General features: G+C 70.0%; 16 protein-coding genes. 13 read left to right on the top strand and 3 right to left on the bottom strand.

Translation table 11 applies throughout. The annotated features are described in order from the left end of the window. Nucleotides 1–84 precede the first annotated feature (84 nt). Nucleotides 85–711: an RNA polymerase sigma factor gene (locus R0232_RS21905; RefSeq protein WP_431509402.1), complete on the top strand. Its 627-nt coding sequence runs from the start codon at nucleotides 85–87 to the stop codon at nucleotides 709–711. Here the strand turns inward: R0232_RS21905 and R0232_RS21900 are convergent. Then, nucleotides 708–1,493 (bottom strand): IclR family transcriptional regulator domain-containing protein, encoded by a 786-nt coding sequence (locus R0232_RS21900; protein WP_431509401.1) that lies wholly within the window; start codon nucleotides 1,491–1,493, stop codon nucleotides 708–710. The genes R0232_RS21905 and R0232_RS21900 overlap by 4 nt on opposite strands. Before the next feature lie 200 nt (nucleotides 1,494–1,693). On the opposite strand from R0232_RS21900, the gene R0232_RS21895 reads away from it, so the two are divergent. From R0232_RS21895 to R0232_RS21845, 11 genes are all read left to right on the top strand, one after another. Continuing rightward, entirely contained in the window at nucleotides 1,694–2,608 is a 915-nt protein-coding gene (locus tag R0232_RS21895) for a shikimate dehydrogenase family protein (protein WP_431509400.1), read from the top strand. Nucleotides 2,609–2,634: 26 nt separating this feature from the next. Beyond that, nucleotides 2,635–3,468 (top strand): shikimate dehydrogenase family protein, encoded by an 834-nt coding sequence (locus R0232_RS21890; RefSeq protein WP_431509399.1) that lies wholly within the window; start codon nucleotides 2,635–2,637, stop codon nucleotides 3,466–3,468. Nucleotides 3,469–3,489: 21 nt separating this feature from the next. Continuing rightward, nucleotides 3,490–4,689: a 3-carboxy-cis,cis-muconate cycloisomerase gene (gene pcaB / locus R0232_RS21885; protein WP_431509398.1), complete on the top strand. Its 1,200-nt coding sequence runs from the start codon at nucleotides 3,490–3,492 to the stop codon at nucleotides 4,687–4,689. A gap of 35 nt (nucleotides 4,690–4,724) precedes the next feature. Next, a complete protein-coding gene (locus R0232_RS21880) occupies nucleotides 4,725–5,150 on the top strand; it encodes a carboxymuconolactone decarboxylase family protein (protein ID WP_431509397.1) in 426 nt (141 codons plus the stop codon). A gap of 65 nt (nucleotides 5,151–5,215) precedes the next feature. Beyond that, complete coding sequence (locus tag R0232_RS21875; RefSeq protein ID WP_431512921.1) at nucleotides 5,216–6,385, top strand: MFS transporter; 1,170 nt, start codon at nucleotides 5,216–5,218, stop codon at nucleotides 6,383–6,385. After that, nucleotides 6,382–7,146 (top strand): alpha/beta fold hydrolase, encoded by a 765-nt coding sequence (locus tag R0232_RS21870; protein ID WP_431509396.1) that lies wholly within the window; start codon nucleotides 6,382–6,384, stop codon nucleotides 7,144–7,146. Before R0232_RS21875 ends, R0232_RS21870 begins: the two co-directional genes overlap by 4 nt. 191 nt (nucleotides 7,147–7,337) lie before the next feature. Then, nucleotides 7,338–9,221 carry a bifunctional sugar phosphate isomerase/epimerase/4-hydroxyphenylpyruvate dioxygenase family protein gene (locus tag R0232_RS21865; RefSeq protein ID WP_431512920.1) on the top strand — a complete coding sequence of 628 codons (1,884 nt, stop codon included), beginning with the start codon at nucleotides 7,338–7,340 and terminating at the stop codon, nucleotides 9,219–9,221. Between the two features lie 60 nt (nucleotides 9,222–9,281). Continuing rightward, nucleotides 9,282–10,694: an MFS transporter gene (locus R0232_RS21860; RefSeq protein WP_208509885.1), complete on the top strand. Its 1,413-nt coding sequence runs from the start codon at nucleotides 9,282–9,284 to the stop codon at nucleotides 10,692–10,694. A 61-nt stretch (nucleotides 10,695–10,755) separates the two neighbouring features. Further along, on the top strand, nucleotides 10,756–11,451 hold the full coding sequence (locus R0232_RS21855; protein WP_431509395.1) for a DsbA family oxidoreductase: 696 nt from the start codon (nucleotides 10,756–10,758) through the stop codon (nucleotides 11,449–11,451). 121 nt (nucleotides 11,452–11,572) lie between these two features. Next, nucleotides 11,573–13,153: a DUF1800 domain-containing protein gene (locus R0232_RS21850; protein WP_281077676.1), complete on the top strand. Its 1,581-nt coding sequence runs from the start codon at nucleotides 11,573–11,575 to the stop codon at nucleotides 13,151–13,153. Between the two features lie 26 nt (nucleotides 13,154–13,179). After that, nucleotides 13,180–14,391 (top strand): DUF1501 domain-containing protein, encoded by a 1,212-nt coding sequence (locus tag R0232_RS21845; protein ID WP_431509394.1) that lies wholly within the window; start codon nucleotides 13,180–13,182, stop codon nucleotides 14,389–14,391. A 3-nt stretch (nucleotides 14,392–14,394) separates the two neighbouring features. On the opposite strand, the gene R0232_RS21840 is transcribed toward R0232_RS21845, so the two are convergent. Both R0232_RS21840 and R0232_RS21835 read right to left on the bottom strand, forming a co-directional pair. Then, nucleotides 14,395–15,021, bottom strand: a complete 627-nt coding sequence (locus R0232_RS21840) for a hypothetical protein (protein WP_431509393.1) — start codon at nucleotides 15,019–15,021, stop codon at nucleotides 14,395–14,397. Between the two features lie 15 nt (nucleotides 15,022–15,036). After that, nucleotides 15,037–15,960: a hypothetical protein gene (locus R0232_RS21835; protein ID WP_431509392.1), complete on the bottom strand. Its 924-nt coding sequence runs from the start codon at nucleotides 15,958–15,960 to the stop codon at nucleotides 15,037–15,039. Nucleotides 15,961–16,181: 221 nt separating this feature from the next. On the opposite strand from R0232_RS21835, the gene R0232_RS21830 reads away from it, so the two are divergent. Beyond that, complete coding sequence (locus tag R0232_RS21830) at nucleotides 16,182–17,240, top strand: NAD(P)H-dependent flavin oxidoreductase (RefSeq protein ID WP_431509391.1); 1,059 nt, start codon at nucleotides 16,182–16,184, stop codon at nucleotides 17,238–17,240. The last annotated feature ends 10 nt before the right edge of the window (nucleotides 17,241–17,250 follow it).

The following is a 17,250-nucleotide window of genomic DNA, read 5'->3' as shown; positions in this document are numbered from 1 at the left end:
CTGCGTCCCGCCTCCCGCGAACCGGGGGGCGGGGCGGCAGCGTGCTTCTTTTCGCCCGCCGATGCACACCGAGACGGATCCGCCATGAGCCTGAACATCCCGTGCCGCACTGCAGACCATTCCTTGGACGACGCTTCATGCGGCGAGCCGTCCGATCCCGCGCCGCGTTGCGCCGCCTTGCAGGCCATCCTGGTCGCGAACTACGAGCACCTGCGGCGCCGGCTGCTGCGCCACCTGGGCTGCCCCGACCTCGCGAGCGAATGCCTGCACGAGGCCTGGATGCGGCTGGGCGACCTGGGCCTGGCGCACGACGTGCAGAACCCGCTGGCCTACATCCACCGCATGGCCAGCAACCTTGCCGTGGACCGGCTGCGCAACCATCGGCCGTGGCAGTACGCGGGGGAGGAGCAGGTTGCGCTCGATGAATTGGTGGACCGGGCGCCTGGGCCCGAGTCGATCGCGGAAGCGCGCTCCGATGTGGCGGCGGTCGAGCGTGCGATGGAGCGGTTGCCGCGTCGGCATCGGTCGGTGCTGATTGCGCTGCGTATCAATGAGATGACACGGCAGGAGGCGGCGGCGCGCTTTGATCTGTCGCTGCGCAGTGTGGATACGGCGTTGCGGCAGGCGTTGGATTACTGCGCGGAGAGTGCGGGGCAGGAGGTGCTGACCGGCGTGAGCAGCTCGCGGCGCGCGCTGCGGGCAGCGATCTAGATCAAGTTGCGCATCGCCTGCGCCGTCTCCCGCAACACCGGCAACACCCGCGCCACCGCGTCCTCCGAGCTCTCATGCCCCATCGGCATCGTGATGTTGAGCGCGCCCACCAGCGTGCCGTGGCGGTCGCGCAGCGGCACCGCGATGCCGCGCGAGTTGAGGTCGAGCTGCTGCTCGGACAGCGCCCAGCCCTGGGCGCGGATGCGCGCGAGCTCGAGCTTCATGCGCTCCATGCTGGCGATGGTGTGCGAGGTGAAGACGGTGAGCTGGCGCTTGGCGAGCCACTCGTTGAGTTCGGTGTCGCCGCGCAGCGCGAGCATCAGCATGCCTGAGGCGGTGACCTGCGCGGGCACGCGCGCGCCGAGCACGTAGCCGGTGCTCATGCTGCGGTTGGGGCCGTTGCGCGCGATGTAGACCACCTCGTCGCCGTCCATCACGCTGAGGTAGGCGATCTCGTTGGTGCCCGCGGCCACGCGCTGCAGGAAGGGCTGCACCACGCGCGGCAGCCGCGCCGATTCGAGGTACGACTGGCCCAGCCGCAGCACGCGCGGCGTGAGCCAGAACAGCTTGCCGTCGCTCGCCACGTAGCCCATGTGCTGCAGGGTCAGCAGGTAGCGGCGCGCGGCCGTGCGCGTCATGTTCGTGCGCTGGCCGGCCTGGCTCGCCGTAAGGCGCGGATTGGCGTCGTCGAAGGCCTCGATGATGCTCACGCCGCGCTCCAGGCCGGCGATCCAGTCGCGCTTGTCGAGGCCGGGCGATGCGGGTGGGTCGTCGTTGCTCATGACCGAGGAGTGTGCCTGCGCCGCCGCCCAACCGCAGTGCTCGATGGGTGAGCAAAAACCCTAGGTTTGAACGATTGACGATCTTGAAAGATCGATCATCGAACGAAATGGTGGTTTGGAGTCAGCAGGCTCCGAGCGAAAGGACTATAAAGCCGGGCATCCAGCCTCGAAACGAGCGATTGACGAACGGAAAGACGCCCATGAGCCTCCCCATCAGCGGCAGCACCCAGGCCTACCTGATTCCCGGCGACCCGGTGCGCAACGTGCGGCTGCCACGCATGTTCAACGCCGCCTTCGAGCGCTTCGGCATCGACGCGGTGCTGCTGCCGATGCAGGTGCCCGTGCGCGACTTCGCGGTGTTCTTCAAGTCGGCCTTTCTCGCGCGCAATGTGCGCGGCATGGTGATCGCGCCGCCGCACAAGCCGCTGGTGGTCGACCTGCTCGAGGGCGCGGGCCTGTTCGGCCGCGTGGCCGGGTCGGTCAACGTGGTGCGCCGTACCGAGGCCGGCCAGCTCGAGGGCGACCTGTTCGACGGCGAAGGCCTGATCGGCGCGCTCGACCGCTTCGCGATCCCGTTTCGCGGCAAGCGCGTGCTGATCCTCGGCGCGGGCGTGAGCGCCGCGGCCATCGGCGTGGCGCTGGCCGAGGGCGGCACGGTCGATGGGGCCGAGTACATCGCGTTCTACGACAGCTCCGCGGGCAAGGCCGCGGGCGTGGCCGCCAAGCTCGATGCCTTCTTCGACGCCCGCGTGGTGGCGGTGGACAGCAACGCGCCCGAGGGTTACGACCTGGTCGTCAATGCCACGCCGCTGGGCCTGACCGACGACGATGCAGCGCCGGTCGACGTGGCGCGCATGGACGGCCACGCTGCCCTGTTCGACATCCTGCTGCGCAACCAGCCCACGGCGCTGGTGCGCGCGGCCCGGGCACGCGGCCTCAACGCGCAGGCCGGCTTCGAGATGCTGATCCAGCAGATGCCGCACTACTTCGACTACTTCGGCCATGCCGATGCGGCCGCGGCGCTGCGTGCCGATTCGGACTTCCTGCGCGAGATCGTCTATCCCGACGCGATGCGCGCCGAGATCGCCACGCCGTTGCGCTACGGCGCGGCCTGAACCCCTTTTTTTATTTGGCTTCGCGCATGATTTCCGGCAAGACCACGCTCATCGCCCACCTGGGCTATCCCACCGAGGCCTTCAAGGCCCCGATGATCTACAACCCCTGGTTCGAGAAGCAGGGCATCGACGCGGTGGTGGTGCCGATGGGCGTGAAGCCCGAGGACTACGCGGCCTCGCTCGCGCAGATCTTCCGCTTCAGCAACCTGCGCGGCGCGCTGGTGACGATGCCGCACAAGGTCACGACGATGTCGCTGGTCGACGAGGTCACGCCCACCGCGCGCATCGCGGGCGCCTGCAACGCGATCCTCAAGCGGCCCGACGGCACGCTGCTGGGCGACCAGTTCGACGGCGCGGGCTTCGTGCGCGGGGTGGAGCGCAAGGGCCGGCCTTTTCGGGGCACGCGCGTGCTGGTATCGGGCGCGGGCGGCGTGGGCTCGGCCATCGCGGCGTCGATCGCGGCGGCCGGCGCGGCCGAGCTGATGCTGTTCGATGCGCATGCGGCTTCGGCCGAGGCGCTCGCAGGGCGGCTGCGTGAACACTATCCGCAACTGAAGGTGGCCACCGGCTCGAAGGACCCGGCGGGCTTCGACGTGATCGTCAATGCCACGCCGCTGGGCATGAAGGCCGACGATCCGCTGCCCTTCGACATCGAGCGCATCGATGCCGGCACCTTCGTCGGCGAGGTCGTGATGAAGACCGAGTACACGCCGCTGCTCGAGGCCGCGCGCGCCAAGGGCTGCGCGGTGCAGGTCGGCACCGACATGCTGTTCGAGATGATCCCGGCCTATCTCGAGTTCTTCGGCTTCGGCAGCGCCACGGCCGACGAGCTGCGCGCCAGCGCGAAGCTCCAGTACTGACATCCCCACGACAAGAACACCATGAGCATCTTCGAAGGCTTCCTCTCCACTTCCGAAACCCTGGGCGCCTTCAGCGACCGCGCCTTCGTCGACGCGATGCTGCGCTTCGAGGCCGCGCTCGCGCGCGCGCAGGCGGCCGAGGGGCTGATCCCCGAGAGCGCGGCGCACTCGATCGTCGGCAGCTGCAAGGTCGAGCTGTTCGACGTCGCCAAGATCGTGCGCGAGAGCGGCCGCGCGGGCAGCGTGGCGATCCCGCTGGTGAAGGCGCTGCGCGAGGCGGTCGGGCTCTTCAATGCCGAGGCCGCGCCCTTCGTGCATTTCGGCAGCACCAGCCAGGACGTGATCGACAGCGCGATGTCGCTGGTCACGCGCGAGGCGGTGGCGCTGATCGAGACCGACCTCGCGAAGGCGGCCGAGGCGCTGCTGCAGCTCGCGGTGCAGCATGCCGCCACGCCGATGCTCGCGCGCACATTGATGCAGCCGGCTTCGGTCACCAGCTTCGGCTTCAAGTGCGCGGGCTGGGCCGCGCCGCTGGTGCGCGGCCGCCTGCGGCTGCGCGAGGCCGCGCGCCATGCGCTGCAGTTGCAGCTCGGCGGCGCGGTCGGCACGCTGGCGCAGATGGGGCCGCAGGCGGGCGCAGTGCGCGCGCGCATGGCGAAGGAACTGGGGCTCGCCGATCCCGGCGCGACCTGGCACACGCAGCGCGACGAATGGGTGGCGCTGGGCTGCGAGCTCGGCCTGCTGACGGGCAGCCTCGGCAAGATCGCGGTCGACGTCTCGCTGCTGGGCCAGTACGAGGTGGCCGAGGTGGCCGAGCCCAGCGAGCCCGGGCGCGGCGGCTCGTCGGCCATGCCGCACAAGCGCAACCCGGTGGCGTCGATGGTGGCGATCGCCGCCGCGCATCGCGCGCCGCAGCGCGTGGCGGCCTTGCTCGGCGCCATGCCGCAGCAGCATGAGCGCGCCCTTGGCGCCTGGCAGGCCGAGCTCGGCGAATGGCCGCAGCTGCTGATGTCGGCGCACGGCAGCGTGCGCGCCATGGCCGCGGCGCTGCCGGGCCTGCAGGTGGATGCCGCGCGCATGCGCGCCAACATCGACCGGCTGCGCGCCGAGCTGCCGCGCGACGCGGCCGACGAATGGTTCGATCCCGCGCTGGCCGTGCGCGCCGGCGAGATCGCGCTGGCCGAGGTGAAGGCACTGCGCGCACGGCTGCCGGCCATCTGAGATTCGCAAGAACACACGAACAAGGATTCCCTGACATGACTTCCTCTTCCGACACCCCCGCCGACGACTACGAATCGGGCCTGCTCAACCGCCGCCGCGTGCTCGGCGATGCCTGGGTCGACCGCTCGCTGGCCAACCGCAACGGCTTCAATGCCGAGTTCCAGGAGCTGATCACGCGCCATGCGTGGAACGACATCTGGGGCCGCCCCGCGCTGGGCGACAAGACGCGCCGCTACATGGTGCTGTCGATGATGCTCGGCATCCACGCCTACGAGGAATTCGCGATGCACGTGCGCGCGGCGCTCGACGGTCCGCCCGAGTCGCGGCTCACGCCCGAGGACATCAAGGAAGTGATCATGATGGCCGCCATCTACTGCGGCGTGCCGGTCGCCAACCACGCCTTCGGCATCGCCACCGGCATCCTGCGCGAGAAGGGCCTGCTGCCTGCGGCGGCGCAGTGAGCGCGCCGCAGGGGCCGCAAGCACCACGAGGACAGCGACAAGGTGGCTGGCACGCCGGCTTCGCGCTGCTGCTGCCGTTGCTGCTCGCGGCCCAGCCGGTGGCCACCGACAGCTACCTGCCGGCGCTGCCCGCGATCGCCAGGGAACTCGGTTCGGCCAGCACCAGCCTCACGCTGTTCGTGCTGGCCTTCGGCTTCGCGCAACTGCTGTGCGGACCGCTGGCCGACCGCTTCGGCCGCCGGCCGGTGCTGCTGGCGGGCCTGGGCTGCTATGCGCTGGCCGCGCTGGGCGGCGCCTTCGCGGGCAGCGTGTTCATGCTGGCCGGCTGGCGCACCTTGCAGGGCTTCTCGATGGCGGCGATCCTGGTCTGCGCGCGCGCCGCGGTGCGCGATCTCTATCCGGCCCACGAGGGACCGCACGTGATGGCGCGCGGTCTCACGGGGCTGGGCGTGGTCGGGCTGGTGGCGCCGCTGCTCGGCGCCTGGCTGGTGCAGGGCGCGGGCTGGCGCTGGGTGATGGGCGCGATGGCGCTCTATGCGCTGGTGCTGTTCGCGCTGTGCTGGCGCTCCTTCGGCGAGACCCGGCCGACCTTCGTCGACACGCCCTCGGCACCGCGTGGCAGCACGCGCGTGGTGTTCGCGAGCCGCGCCTTCCGTGCCTGGGCCTCGGTGGCGGCCTCGACCTATGGCGGGCTGTTCTGCTTCCTGCTGCTGTCGCCGATGGTCTACATCGGCTACCTCGGCTGGTCGCCCGCCTGGTACGGCTGGATCCCGGCCGGCGGTTCGCTGGTCTACATCTTCAGCACCACCATGTGCCGCCGGCTGCTGCGCCGCCACGGGCCGGTGCGCACCGTGCAACTGGGCGCCTCGCTGAGCATGGCGGGCGCCACGATCCAGGCGCTGGGCTGCTGGCTCGCGCCGCTGAGCGCCGTGCCGCTGCTCGCGGGCCACGCGGTCTATTGCCTGGGCCACGGCATCCACCAGCCCTGCGGCCAGGCCGGCGCGGTGGGCGACCTGCCGCAGCTCGCGGGCCGCGCCGTCTCGTGGTCTGGCTTCGGCATGATGATGGTCGCCTTCTGCGTCGGGCAGTTCGCCGCGCTGTTCGTCGATGCCGACTATTCGAACGGCGCGTGGCCGATGGTGATCCCCATGGTCGCCGCCGCCTGCTCGCTGCTGGCCATCGCCTTCTTCTGGCTTCCCCGTCTTCATCCCCTCTCGAAGGAACCCGCACCATGACCCGTCTGAACCTCGTCCGCGAAGGCAATGGCCCGATCGTCGTGCTGAGCCATGCGCTCGGCTGCGACCTCCGCATGTGGGACGGCGTGGCCGCGCAGCTCGCGCGTGCCCACACCGTGCTGCGCTACGACCACCGCAACCACGGCGCCTCCGAGCGCGTGCCGGGCGCTTTGCGCATCGAGACACTGGCGCAGGACGCGGCCGAGCTGATCCAGCGCGAGGCCGGCGGCGAGCCGGTGCACTTCGTCGGCCTGTCGATGGGCGGCATGACGGCGCAGGCGCTGGCCGTGCGCCATCCCGAGCTGCTGCGCACCGTGACCATCGCGAACTCCTCGGCCCACTATCCCGACCAGGCACCCTGGCGCGCGCGCGCCGAGACCGTGGCCGCGCGTGGCGTGGCCGCGATCGCGCCGGGCGCGGTGTCGCGCTGGCTCACACCGGCCTTCGCCGCCACGCCAGAGGGCCGGGTGGCCGCCGAGCAGCTGCAGGCGGTGCTGCTGGCCAACGATCCGCAGGCCTACATCGAGAGCTGCAACGCGGTGGCGGCCATCGATTTCCGCGACAGCAACCGCCGCATCGCGGTGCCCACGCTGGTGATCGGCGGCCTGCAGGACGAGGCCACGCCGTTCGCGATGTCGGAAGCCATCGCCGCCGCGATCCCCCACGCGCGGCTCGCCAGCATCGATGCGGCCCATGTGAGCGCGGTCGAGCGGCCGGTCGAATTCGCGCAGCTGCTGATCGATTACTGGCGCAGTCTCTGATTCGACGGGGTCATCGGCGGTCCATCGGACCTAGGTGTAACCCCTGATTCGTGCGAAATTCGTACGATAGCGTTCGATCATCGATCAAAGGCGGCGCTAAATGGTTGTGGGCACGGGCCGGCGTTCCTAAAGTCGCTCCCGTGAACACGCTCCAGCCCTCCGCCGACCTTCCGCAGCGCGCCGCGCGGCGCATGCACCGCTCGATCGCCACCGTCTCGCTCAGCGGCACCTTGCGCCAGAAGCTCGAGGCGATCGCGGCCGCGGGCTTCGACGGCATCGAGCTGTTCGAGAGCGACTTCGTCAACTTCAAGGGCACGGCCGCCGAGCTGCGCGGCCTCGCGGCCGACCTGGGCCTCGCGATCGACCTCTACCAGCCGTTCCGCGACTTCGAAGGCATGCCTGAGCCGCAGTTCCGCCGCGGCCTGGAGCGCGCCGAGCGCAAGTTCGAGCTGATGGCCGCGCTGGGCGTGCCGCTGATGCTGTGCTGCTCGAACACCTCGCCGCTCGCCATCGACGATCCCGCGCGCGCCGCCGCGCAGTTGCATGCGCTGGCCGAACGCGCCGCGGCCCATGGCCTGCGCGTGGGCTTCGAGGCGCTGGCCTGGGGCCGCTTCACGTCGCGCTATGGCCAGGCCTGGGACCTCGTGCGGCGCGCCGGCCATCCCGCGCTGGGCCTGATCCTCGACAGCTTCCACACGCTGTCGCTGCGCGACGACCCGGCCGGCATCGCCGACATCCCGGGCGAGAAGATCTTCTTCCTGCAGATGGCCGATGCGCCGCAGCTCTCGATGGACGTGCTGCAGTGGGCGCGCCACCATCGCGTGTTCCCGGGGCAGGGCGACTTCGACGTGGCGGGCTTCTACGTGCAGGTGCTGCGCGCCGGCTACGCCGGGCCGCTGTCGCTCGAGATCTTCAACGACCTGTTCCGCGAGACGCCGAACCGCCGTACCGCGGTCGATGCGATGCGCTCGCTGCTGTACCTCGAGAGCCAGGTGCGCGAGCGCGTGGCCACTGCGCCGACGCAGCCGCTGCTGTTCGATCCGCCGCAGGCGCCGGCCTTTCGCGGGCTGTCCTTCATCGAGTTCGCGGCCGACGAGGCCTCGGCCGGCGCACTCGGTGCGCTGCTGCAGCAACTGGGCTTTCGCCGCGCGGGCCGCCATCGCTCGAAGGCCGTCACGCTCTACCGCCAGGGCGACATCCACATGGTCGTGAATGCGCAGCCCCACAGCTTCGCGCGCACGCGCTTCGAGGCGCACGGCACCTCGGTCTGCGCGCTGGGCGTGCGCACCGACGATCCGCAGGCCGCGGTCGCGCGCGCCAGCGCGCTGTGCTCGCAGCGGCACGACAGCCCGGTCGGCCCCGGCGAGCAGGCCGTGCCCGCGATCGTGGTGCCGGGCGGCAACCTGCTGCATTTCATCCCGTCGTCGCTCGGTGCCACGGGGCTCTACGAGGCCGACTTCATCCTCGAGTCCGGCGAAGCGCAGGGCGAAAAGGAGGGCGATGGCGCCGGCCTGCGCGCCATCGACCACGTCGCGCTCGGCCTCGCGCTCGACCAGCTCGACACCTGGGTGCTGTTCTCGCGCGCCGTGCTCGGGCTCGAGGTCGGCGAAAGCCTGGAACTGGCCGATCCCTTCGGCCTGATCAAGAGCCGTGGCGTGGCCGATGCCGCGCGCAGCCTGCGGCTCGTGCTCAACGTCTCGCTGAGCCAGCGCACGCGCACCGCGCGCACCGTGCATGCGCAGGGCGGCGGCGCGGTGCACCACGTGGCGCTGCGCAGCGACGACATCTTCGCGTCGGTGGCGCGGCTGCGCGCCAACGGCGTGCGCTTCGTGCCGATCTCGGACAACTACTACGATGACCTCGCCACGCGCATCGCGCTCGATGCCGTGCTGCTCGAACGCATGCGCGCTGCGGGCGTGCTGTTCGACCGCTCGCCGGCCGGCGACTACCTGCACATCTACACCGAGAGCTTCGAGGACGGCCTGTTCTTCGAGGTGGCGCAGCGCATCGGCGGCTACGACGCCTACGGCGCGCTCAACGCGCCGGCGCGCATGGCCTCGCAGGCCCAGGACTGATCTCCCTTTTTTTCGTTCATTCATTCACCCGCTCATCCTCGTCCACACCGGAGACAACCCATGGCGAACACCACGGCTCACGAGCCACAAGGCAAGCACCAGTCGAAGAAGGCCGCCGCCAGCGGCTGGATCGGCTCGGCGCTCGAGTACTACGACTTCTTCATCTACGCCACCGCCGCGGCGCTGATCTTTCCGCAGATCTTCTTTCCCAAGGGCGACCCGACCACGGCCATCATCGCCTCGCTCGCGACCTACGGCGTGGGCTATGTCGCGCGGCCCATCGGCGCCTTCGTGCTCGGCCACTGGGGCGACACGCACGGGCGCAAGCAGGTGCTGATCCTGTGCATGTTCCTCATGGGCTTCTCGACCGTGGCCGTGGGCCTGCTGCCCACCTACGACCAGATCGGCCTGGCGGCGCCCGTGCTGCTGGTGATCCTGCGGCTGATCCAGGGCTTCGCGGTGGCCGGCGAGATCTCGGGCGCGAGCTCGATGATCCTCGAGCACGCGCCCTTCGGCCGGCGCGGCTTCTTCGCGAGCTTCACTTTGCAGGGCGTGCAGGCCGGCCAGATCATGGCGGCCGCCGTGTTCCTGCCGCTTGCGCACTACATGCCGGAAGAGGCCTTCAATTCGTGGGGCTGGCGCATTCCCTTCCTGCTGAGCTTCGTCGTCATCATCGCGGGCTACATCATCCGCCGCGAGGTCGACGAGACCCCGGCCTTCGCCGAGGCCGACAAGAAGGGCGAGGTGCCGCGCTCGCCGATCGTGCAGGCCTTCACCGACAGCTGGGCCGACATGCTGCGCGTGGTCTGCATGGCGCTGATGAACGTGATCCCGGTGGTCGCCACCATCTTCGGCGCCGCTTACGCGGTGCAGTCGGCCTACGGCATCGGCTTCCAGAAGGACGTCTACCTGTGGATCCCGGTGCTCGGCAACATCCTCGCGGTGCTGGTGATCCCGTTCGTGGGCAACCTGTCGGACCGCATCGGCCGCAAGCCGCCGATCATCGTCGGCGCGCTGGCCTCGGGCCTGCTCTCGTTCGCCTACCTCTATGCCATCAGCGTGCGCAACGTGCCGCTCGCGATCTGCATGTCGCTGCTGATGTGGGGCATCGTCTACCAGGGCTACAACGCCACCTTCCCGAGCTTCTATCCCGAGCTGTTCCGCACCCGCAACCGGGTGTCGGCGATGGCCATCTCACAGAACATCGGCACCACCTTCACGGCCCTGCTGCCCGCGCTGTTCGCGACCGTGGCGCCTCCGGGCTCGGCCAACATCTGGCTCACCGTGGGCAGCATCACCTTCGCCGTGACCGTGCTGGCCGCGCTGGCCGCGATGAGCGCGCGCGAGACCTACCGCGTGCACATGAACGACCTCGGCGACCCCGATGCGGTGCCGGTCGACAAGGCCGAGTACGACCGCCTGCGGGCCCAGACCCTGGGCGCGAGCCCGGTGGCGGCGCGCGCCACGGCCTGACGCCTCAGGGGTGGGGCGGCGGAAGACCTTGCACCTGACAAGGCCGCCGCCGCGCGGAAGAATGGCGGCCATGACGACCCCATCCTCCTCCCACCTCAAGATCGATTTCGTCTCGGACGTCTCCTGCCCCTGGTGCGCCGTCGGCCTGGGTTCGCTCGAGGCGGCGATCGCCCGCGTGGCGCCCGGGGTGACGGCCGAGCTGCACTTCCAGCCCTTCGAGCTCAACCCGCAGATGCCGCCCGAGGGCCAGGACACCTTCGAGCACCTGAACCAGAAGTACGGTTCCACGCGCGAGCAGCAGGCCCAGATGCGCGAGGCCATCCGCCAGCGCGGCGAGGCCGTCGGCTTCGTCTTCAATCCCGAGGGCCGGCCGCGCATCTACAACACCTTCGACGCGCACCGGCTGCTGCACTGGGCCGAGCTCGAGGACGCGGCCAAGCAGGTCGCGCTGAAGAAGTCGCTGCTCAAGGCCTACTTCACCGATGCCGAGAATCCTTCCGACCCCGAGGTGCTGGTGCGGCTCGCGGCCGCCGCGGGCCTCGATGCGGCGCGGGCACGCGAGATCCTCGCGAGCGACGAGTACGCGGCGGAGACCCGCGCGCGCGAACGCATGTACACCGACGCCGGCATCCACTCGGTGCCCGCGATCATCATCAACGACCAGCACCTGATCTCGGGCGGCCAGCCGGTGGAGGTGTTCGAGCGCGCGCTGCGGCAGATCGCGGGGGCGCAGCCCAGCGGGGTGGTGTCGGCCTGAGACCGTCAAGCCGTCTTGGGCCGCGGGGGCGTTTCGCCTTGAAACGAAGCTGACTCGCGGCTTTACACGGCGCTGGCATCCTGGGGTCAACCGCGCACCGACGGCGCGGGTTGAACCCACCATGCACACGTTTCCGATCCGGTCGCGCCTCGCGAAGGGCGCATGGATGGCGGCCGCCGCGCTGTGGCTCGCGGGCTGCGCGCTCGGCACGCGGCCCGATGCCCCGCCGCTCGCATTGCGCGGCGCACCGCCAGATGCATTGACCCAGCTGCGCTGGCTCGACCGCGTGAGCTGGGGCGCGAATGCGAGCGGCCAGGCCGAGGTCGCGAAGCAGGGCCTGGCGGAGTGGATGGGGCGCCAACTGGAGCCCGTACCGCAGCCGCTGCCGCCCGAGGCCCAGGCGCAGATCGACGCGATGGAGATTGCGCGCACGCCAGTGAGTCAACTTGCGATCGGGCTTGACACCGAACGTAAGGTCGCCAGCGCAATGACCGACGAGGATCAGAGGAAAGCCGCGAACCAGGCTTATCAGCAGCACCTCAACAGGCTTGCAACCGAAGCGAGACAGCGCTTCGTGCTGCGCGCGCTCTACTCGCCAAACCAGTTGCAGGAACAGATGACATGGTTCTGGACGAATCACTTCAATATCAGCCTGCGCAAGGGCGACTTGCGCGCGTTGGTCGGCGACTATGAAGAAAACGCGATCCGGTTACATGCACTGGGGCGCTTTCGCGACCTGCTCGGTGCCACGTTGCGCCATCCCGCGATGCTGAGTTATCTCGACAATGCGCAGAACGCAGCCAATCGCATCAACGAGAACTACGCGCGCGAGTTGATGGAGCTCCATACGCTCGGTGTCGGTGGCGGCTATTCGCAGCACGATGTACAGGAGCTTGCGCGCGTGCTCACCGGTGTGGGCGTGAGCCTGCAGCCAGTCGATGCACCGCCACCAAAGCTCAAAGCCGAAATCGCCGCGGACTATCGGCGCGAAGGCTTGTTCGAGTTCAATCCCAACCGCCACGACTACGGCTCCAAGATGCTCCTGAGCGAGCCGATCCGCGGCCGTGGTCTGGCCGAGGTCGACGAGGCGCTCGACCGCCTCTCGCGCGCACCGGCCACCGCGCGCTTTCTCTCGCGCAAGCTTGCCGTCTACTTCGTGGCCGACGATCCGCCGAACTCACTCGTCGAGCGCATGGCCGCGAGCTTCACGCGCAGCGACGGCAATATCGCCGCCACGTTGCGCACGCTGTTCGAGTCGCCCGAATTCGCGGCTTCGCTGAGCCGAAAATTCCGCGATCCAGTGCATTACGTGATAGCCGGCGTGCGGCTGGCCTACGATGGCCGCGTGGTAACGAATATCGGACCGATGCTCAACTGGGTCGACCGCATGGGTCAGCTGTTTTATGGCCACGAGACCCCTGAGGGCTATCCGCTCAATGAGGCTGCTTGGTCCAGTGCCGGGCAGATGAGTACGCGGTTCGAGGTCGCTCACATTCTTGGCGCGACCGGGGCCGTGTTGTTCCTCAGCGATGCCAGGGCGCCACTGGAGAAGCCGGCCTTCCCTCCGCTGGCCGAATCGTCGACGGTACGCGAAATGCAGGCTGGCTTCGGCGCCGGCACGCGGGCGGTGCTCGCGCAGGCGAGGAACCCGTCCGAATGGAACACGCTGCTGCTGGCCGCCCCGGAGCTGATGCGCCGGTAGCGGTCACCCCGACAAGGACCACGCCCATGCAACGCCGAGAACTGCTCCGTTTCGCCGCCGCCGCGCCACTGGCCGGCACCGTCGGCCGCCTGATCGCCGCGCCGGCCGCCGAGGGGGCCAAGCTGCTGGTCGTGTTCCTGCGCGGTGCCTACGACAGCACCAGCTTGCTGGTGCCCACCTCGAGCGACTTCTACTACGCCTCGCGGCCCGGCATCGCGATCGGACGACCGGGCACCAGCGGCGGCGCGCTGCCGCTCGATGCCGATTGGGGCTTGCATCCATCGCTGGCGCAGAGCGTGATGCCCCTGTTTCAGCAGAAGCAGGCCGCGTTCATCGCCTTCGCCGGCACCGACGACCTCACGCGCAGCCATTTCGAAACGCAAGACGGCATCGAACTGGGCCAGGCGCTCGACCGGCGGCGCGACTACCGCTCGGGTTTCCTCAACCGCCTCGCGGGTGTGCTAGGCGCAGGGCCGCTGACCGACGTCTCGCCAATGGCCTTCACTGACCAGTTGCCGATCTCGCTGCGTGGCGATGCCAAAGTCGCCAATATGGCGCTCGCGGGCGGCTCGCGACCGACCATCGATGCGCGCCAGAGCCAGCTTATCGCCTCGATGTACCGGAACACTTCGCTTGCACAACCGGTAGCCGAAGGATTCCAGGTGCGCGACGAGGTGCGCCGCGCCATACAGGCCGAGATGGACGCTGCGAGCCGCAACGCGATGATGCCAAAGGGCTTCGAGTTGGTGGCCCGCCGCATGGCCGCGCTGATGCGCGAGCGCTACGACCTCGGCTTCGTCGACATCGGCGGCTGGGACACCCACGTGGGGCAGGGCGCGGCCACCGGTTACCTCGCGAACCGCTTCGAGGAACTGGGCCGCGGCCTCGCGGCCTTCGCGCAGGAGATGGAGCCCGAGAACTGGCGCCAGACCGTGGTGGTGGTCATCAGCGAGTTCGGCCGCACCTTCCGCGAGAACGGCAACAAGGGCACCGACCATGGCCATGGCACGGTCTACTGGGTGCTCGGCGGCGGCCTCTCGGCGCAGGCCGGTGGCCGCGTGGTCGGCGAGCAGCAGGCGCTGACGGCCGCCACGCTGTTCCAGAACCGCGACTATCCGGTGCTCAACGAGTACCGCGCGGTGCTCGGCGGGCTGTTCCAGCGCATGTACGGGCTCTCGCCCGCGCAGGTCGCGAAGGTGTTCGACGGCGTGACGCCGAAGGACCTGAAGCTGGTGTGAGGCTCACCAGAACTTCCACCAGGGCCTGCGCACCGGCGCGGGCGCGGCCGATGTCGCGGGCCGCTTCGCGCGCCCGGGCACGCCGCCCATGGCATTCGCACTGAAGCGCACGCTCGGCGAGCCCTTCACGGTGGCCGCGGCGCGTGCGCGGCCGTAGTTCATCGTCGGCGGCGCGAAGTTCGACGGCATGCCGTCGTCGTGCACGGCCAGGGTGCCGCCCGCGCGTTCCACCAGCAGCTGGTAGTAGTGCCAGACGTTGTCCTCGGGGCCGTTGACGATGCGGTTGTAGGCGCGACGCCAGGGCCAGAACAGCTGCTCGCGGTGGGTGCTGCGCATGCCGGGGTAGCTGTCGTCGCCGAGCGCGACCACGCCCCATTCGGCGCCATGGTTGCGGCGGAACACCTCGCCCACGTAGCTGCCCAGGCCCTTGGCGTAGTCGAAGACCTGCGCCTCGCTCGGCTTGTCGTTGCGCGCGCGCAGGTGCAGCTGCTGCAGCAGCGCCTCGACCTTGCGGATGCTGGCATCGGTGAAGTCGAGCGCCACGTCGAAGTTGCGGCGCGCGCGCTCGATCATCTCGGTCGCGGCCTCGGTGGCCTCGGCTTCGATGCGGCGGTCGGGGATGAAGCCCATCGCTCGGCGCCCGTCTCAGAACGAGGGCACGGGATTGCGGCCCTGCACCAGCGCATAGGCGCCGTTGCGCAGGCTGTAGACCAGCTGTTCGTCGACGGTCTCGACGCGCAGGTTGTTCGCATCGCGCGTGCGCGCGCCCTTGAAGACGATCTGCAGCTCGCCCGGATCGTCCTGCGTGCCGAGCGCGAACTCGGGCTTGCCATCGATGCGGTAGCAGGCGCCGCGCGGCGCTTCCTCGGGGCGCGTGGCCTGCAGCACCGGCTCGCAGGCGCCGTCGGCACCGCCGTTGTCGGCACCCAGCGGCACGCCCTCGATCAGTTGGCGCACCTCGGCGGCGCCGATCTCGTAGACCGAGAGCCAGCTGCCGCAGTAGCCCTGCCAGCAGCTGCCGCTCGTGACGGTCAGCACGAAGCGCTGCGGCGCGATGCGCTCCACGCGCGTGAGGCCGATGTTGCCCGAGAAGCCGAGGTAGTCGACGCCGTCATTGCGGCCCGCGAGCTTCCAGCCCGCGTCGCCATGCTCGAAGAAATAGGCGCCGAGCCATGCCCCTGCCACATGGGCATCCATCGGCTGGCCGCGGTCATCGACCGGCACGGTCTCGGTGAGCAGCACGGCATGCGTGTCGTCGAGCCGGACCACCTCGCGCGCCGAGACCTGGGCACGGGTCGGCGCGAAGCCCTCGGTCATCGGCTTGCCGTCGTTGCCGATCTCGGGCAGCTGCACGTCATCGGTGCGGCTCGCGGTCTCGCCGGCGGGCGGCGGCTCGAACAGCAGCGCCATCAGCGCATCGCGCTGCAGCGTGGCCGAGAACTCGGGCCGGGGCGTGGCGGGCGGCGCCGGGTCCGCGGCGGCGGGCGTGGCCTCCACGGCGGCCGTGTCCTGCGCCGATGTCGCACTTTCGGATTCGTTCTTCGTGCAGGCCGTGAGCAGAATGAACATCACGGTACTCATGGCGAGCCCCGCGAGCGATGCAAGGGGGCGGCGGTGCCGAGCAGGGCGATTCGACGGGGTCGGTGTGCGCATGCGGGCATTGTTGCTCAAGCCGCGCCGATGACCCCGCGCGGGCGGCCCGACCGCGCTTCCCTTCAGAATCGGGCGTGCGGCGCGCGCATCGGCACGCCGCGCCTTCCGAAGAATCCGTTCGCACTGGAGCACCTCTCATGACCACCTCGACGCTGTTGCAACTGCTGGGCACCGAACTGCCGCTGATCCAGGCCCCCATGGCGGGCGTGCAGGGCAGCGCGATGGCGATCGCCGCGAGCAACGCGGGCGCGCTGGGCTCGCTGCCCTGCGCGATGCTCTCGAACGACGCGATCCGCGGCGAGGTTGCGGCGATCCGCGCGGGCACGACGAAGCCCTACAACCTCAACTTCTTCTGCCACCAGCCGCCGGTGCCGAGTGCCGAGCGCGAAGCCACCTGGCGCGCCGCGCTCGGTCCCTACTACGCCGAGTTCGGCATCGACCCCGCGGGCATCGCGGCCGGCCCGGGCCGCAACCCGTTCAGCGCCGAGATCGCCGAGCTGCTGGCCGAGTTCCGTCCGCCGGTCGTGAGCTTCCATTTCGGGCTGCCGTCGGCCGAGCTGCTCGCGCGCGTGAAGGGCTGGGGCGCCAAGGTGCTGGCCTCGGCCACCACGGTCGAGGAGGGCCGCTGGCTCGCGGCGAACGGCGCCGACGCGGTGATCGCGCAGGGCCTCGAGGCCGGCGGGCACCGCGGTCATTTCCTGTCGCACGACCTCACGGCGCAACTGGGCACCTTCGCGCTGCTGCCGCAACTGGCGCAGACCTTGCGCGTGCCGGTGATCGCCGCGGGCGGCATCGCCGATGCGCAGGGCGTGGCGGCCGCGATGGCGCTGGGCGCGGCGGGCGTGCAGGTGGGCACGGCCTACCTGCTGGCCAACGAGGCCACCACCAGCGCCATGCACCGCGGTGCGCTCAAGAGCGAGGCCGCGCGCCATACCGCGCTGACCAACCTGTTCACCGGCCGGCCCGCGCGCGGCATCGTCAACCGCGTGATCCGCGAGCTGGGCCCGATCGGCCCCGCGCCCGAATTCCCGCTCGCCACCTCGGCGATCGCGCCGCTGCGCGCCAAGGCCGAGGCCCAGGGCAGCGGCGACTTCTCGCCGCTGTGGTCGGGCCAGAACGCGAGCGGCTGCCGCGAACAGCCCACCGCCGAGATCACGCGCTCGCTCGCCGAAGGCTTCAAGGCCTCGGTGCGCTGACAGGACCTTC

The organism is Variovorax sp. DAIF25, from assembly GCF_050711835.1.
Lineage (GTDB): Bacteria > Pseudomonadota > Gammaproteobacteria > Burkholderiales > Burkholderiaceae_C > Variovorax.
The sequence above is the reverse complement of the archived record's forward strand: the minus strand, read 5'-3'. Positions and strand labels throughout refer to the sequence as shown.

Coding starts and splice junctions, on each gene's coding strand:
- R0232_RS21905 (WP_431509402.1), top strand. CDS start 85: ATGAGCCTGAACATCCCGTGCCGCACTGCAGACCATTCCTTGGACGAC.
- R0232_RS21900 (WP_431509401.1), bottom strand. CDS start 1,493: ATGAGCAACGACGACCCACCCGCATCGCCCGGCCTCGACAAGCGCGAC.
- R0232_RS21895 (WP_431509400.1), top strand. CDS start 1,694: ATGAGCCTCCCCATCAGCGGCAGCACCCAGGCCTACCTGATTCCCGGC.
- R0232_RS21890 (WP_431509399.1), top strand. CDS start 2,635: ATGATTTCCGGCAAGACCACGCTCATCGCCCACCTGGGCTATCCCACC.
- pcaB (WP_431509398.1), top strand. CDS start 3,490: ATGAGCATCTTCGAAGGCTTCCTCTCCACTTCCGAAACCCTGGGCGCC.
- R0232_RS21880 (WP_431509397.1), top strand. CDS start 4,725: ATGACTTCCTCTTCCGACACCCCCGCCGACGACTACGAATCGGGCCTG.
- R0232_RS21870 (WP_431509396.1), top strand. CDS start 6,382: ATGACCCGTCTGAACCTCGTCCGCGAAGGCAATGGCCCGATCGTCGTG.
- R0232_RS21865 (WP_431512920.1), top strand. CDS start 7,338: ATGCACCGCTCGATCGCCACCGTCTCGCTCAGCGGCACCTTGCGCCAG.
- R0232_RS21860 (WP_208509885.1), top strand. CDS start 9,282: ATGGCGAACACCACGGCTCACGAGCCACAAGGCAAGCACCAGTCGAAG.
- R0232_RS21855 (WP_431509395.1), top strand. CDS start 10,756: ATGGCGGCCATGACGACCCCATCCTCCTCCCACCTCAAGATCGATTTC.
- R0232_RS21850 (WP_281077676.1), top strand. CDS start 11,573: ATGCACACGTTTCCGATCCGGTCGCGCCTCGCGAAGGGCGCATGGATG.
- R0232_RS21845 (WP_431509394.1), top strand. CDS start 13,180: ATGCAACGCCGAGAACTGCTCCGTTTCGCCGCCGCCGCGCCACTGGCC.
- R0232_RS21840 (WP_431509393.1), bottom strand. CDS start 15,021: ATGGGCTTCATCCCCGACCGCCGCATCGAAGCCGAGGCCACCGAGGCC.
- R0232_RS21835 (WP_431509392.1), bottom strand. CDS start 15,960: ATGTTCATTCTGCTCACGGCCTGCACGAAGAACGAATCCGAAAGTGCG.
- R0232_RS21830 (WP_431509391.1), top strand. CDS start 16,182: ATGACCACCTCGACGCTGTTGCAACTGCTGGGCACCGAACTGCCGCTG.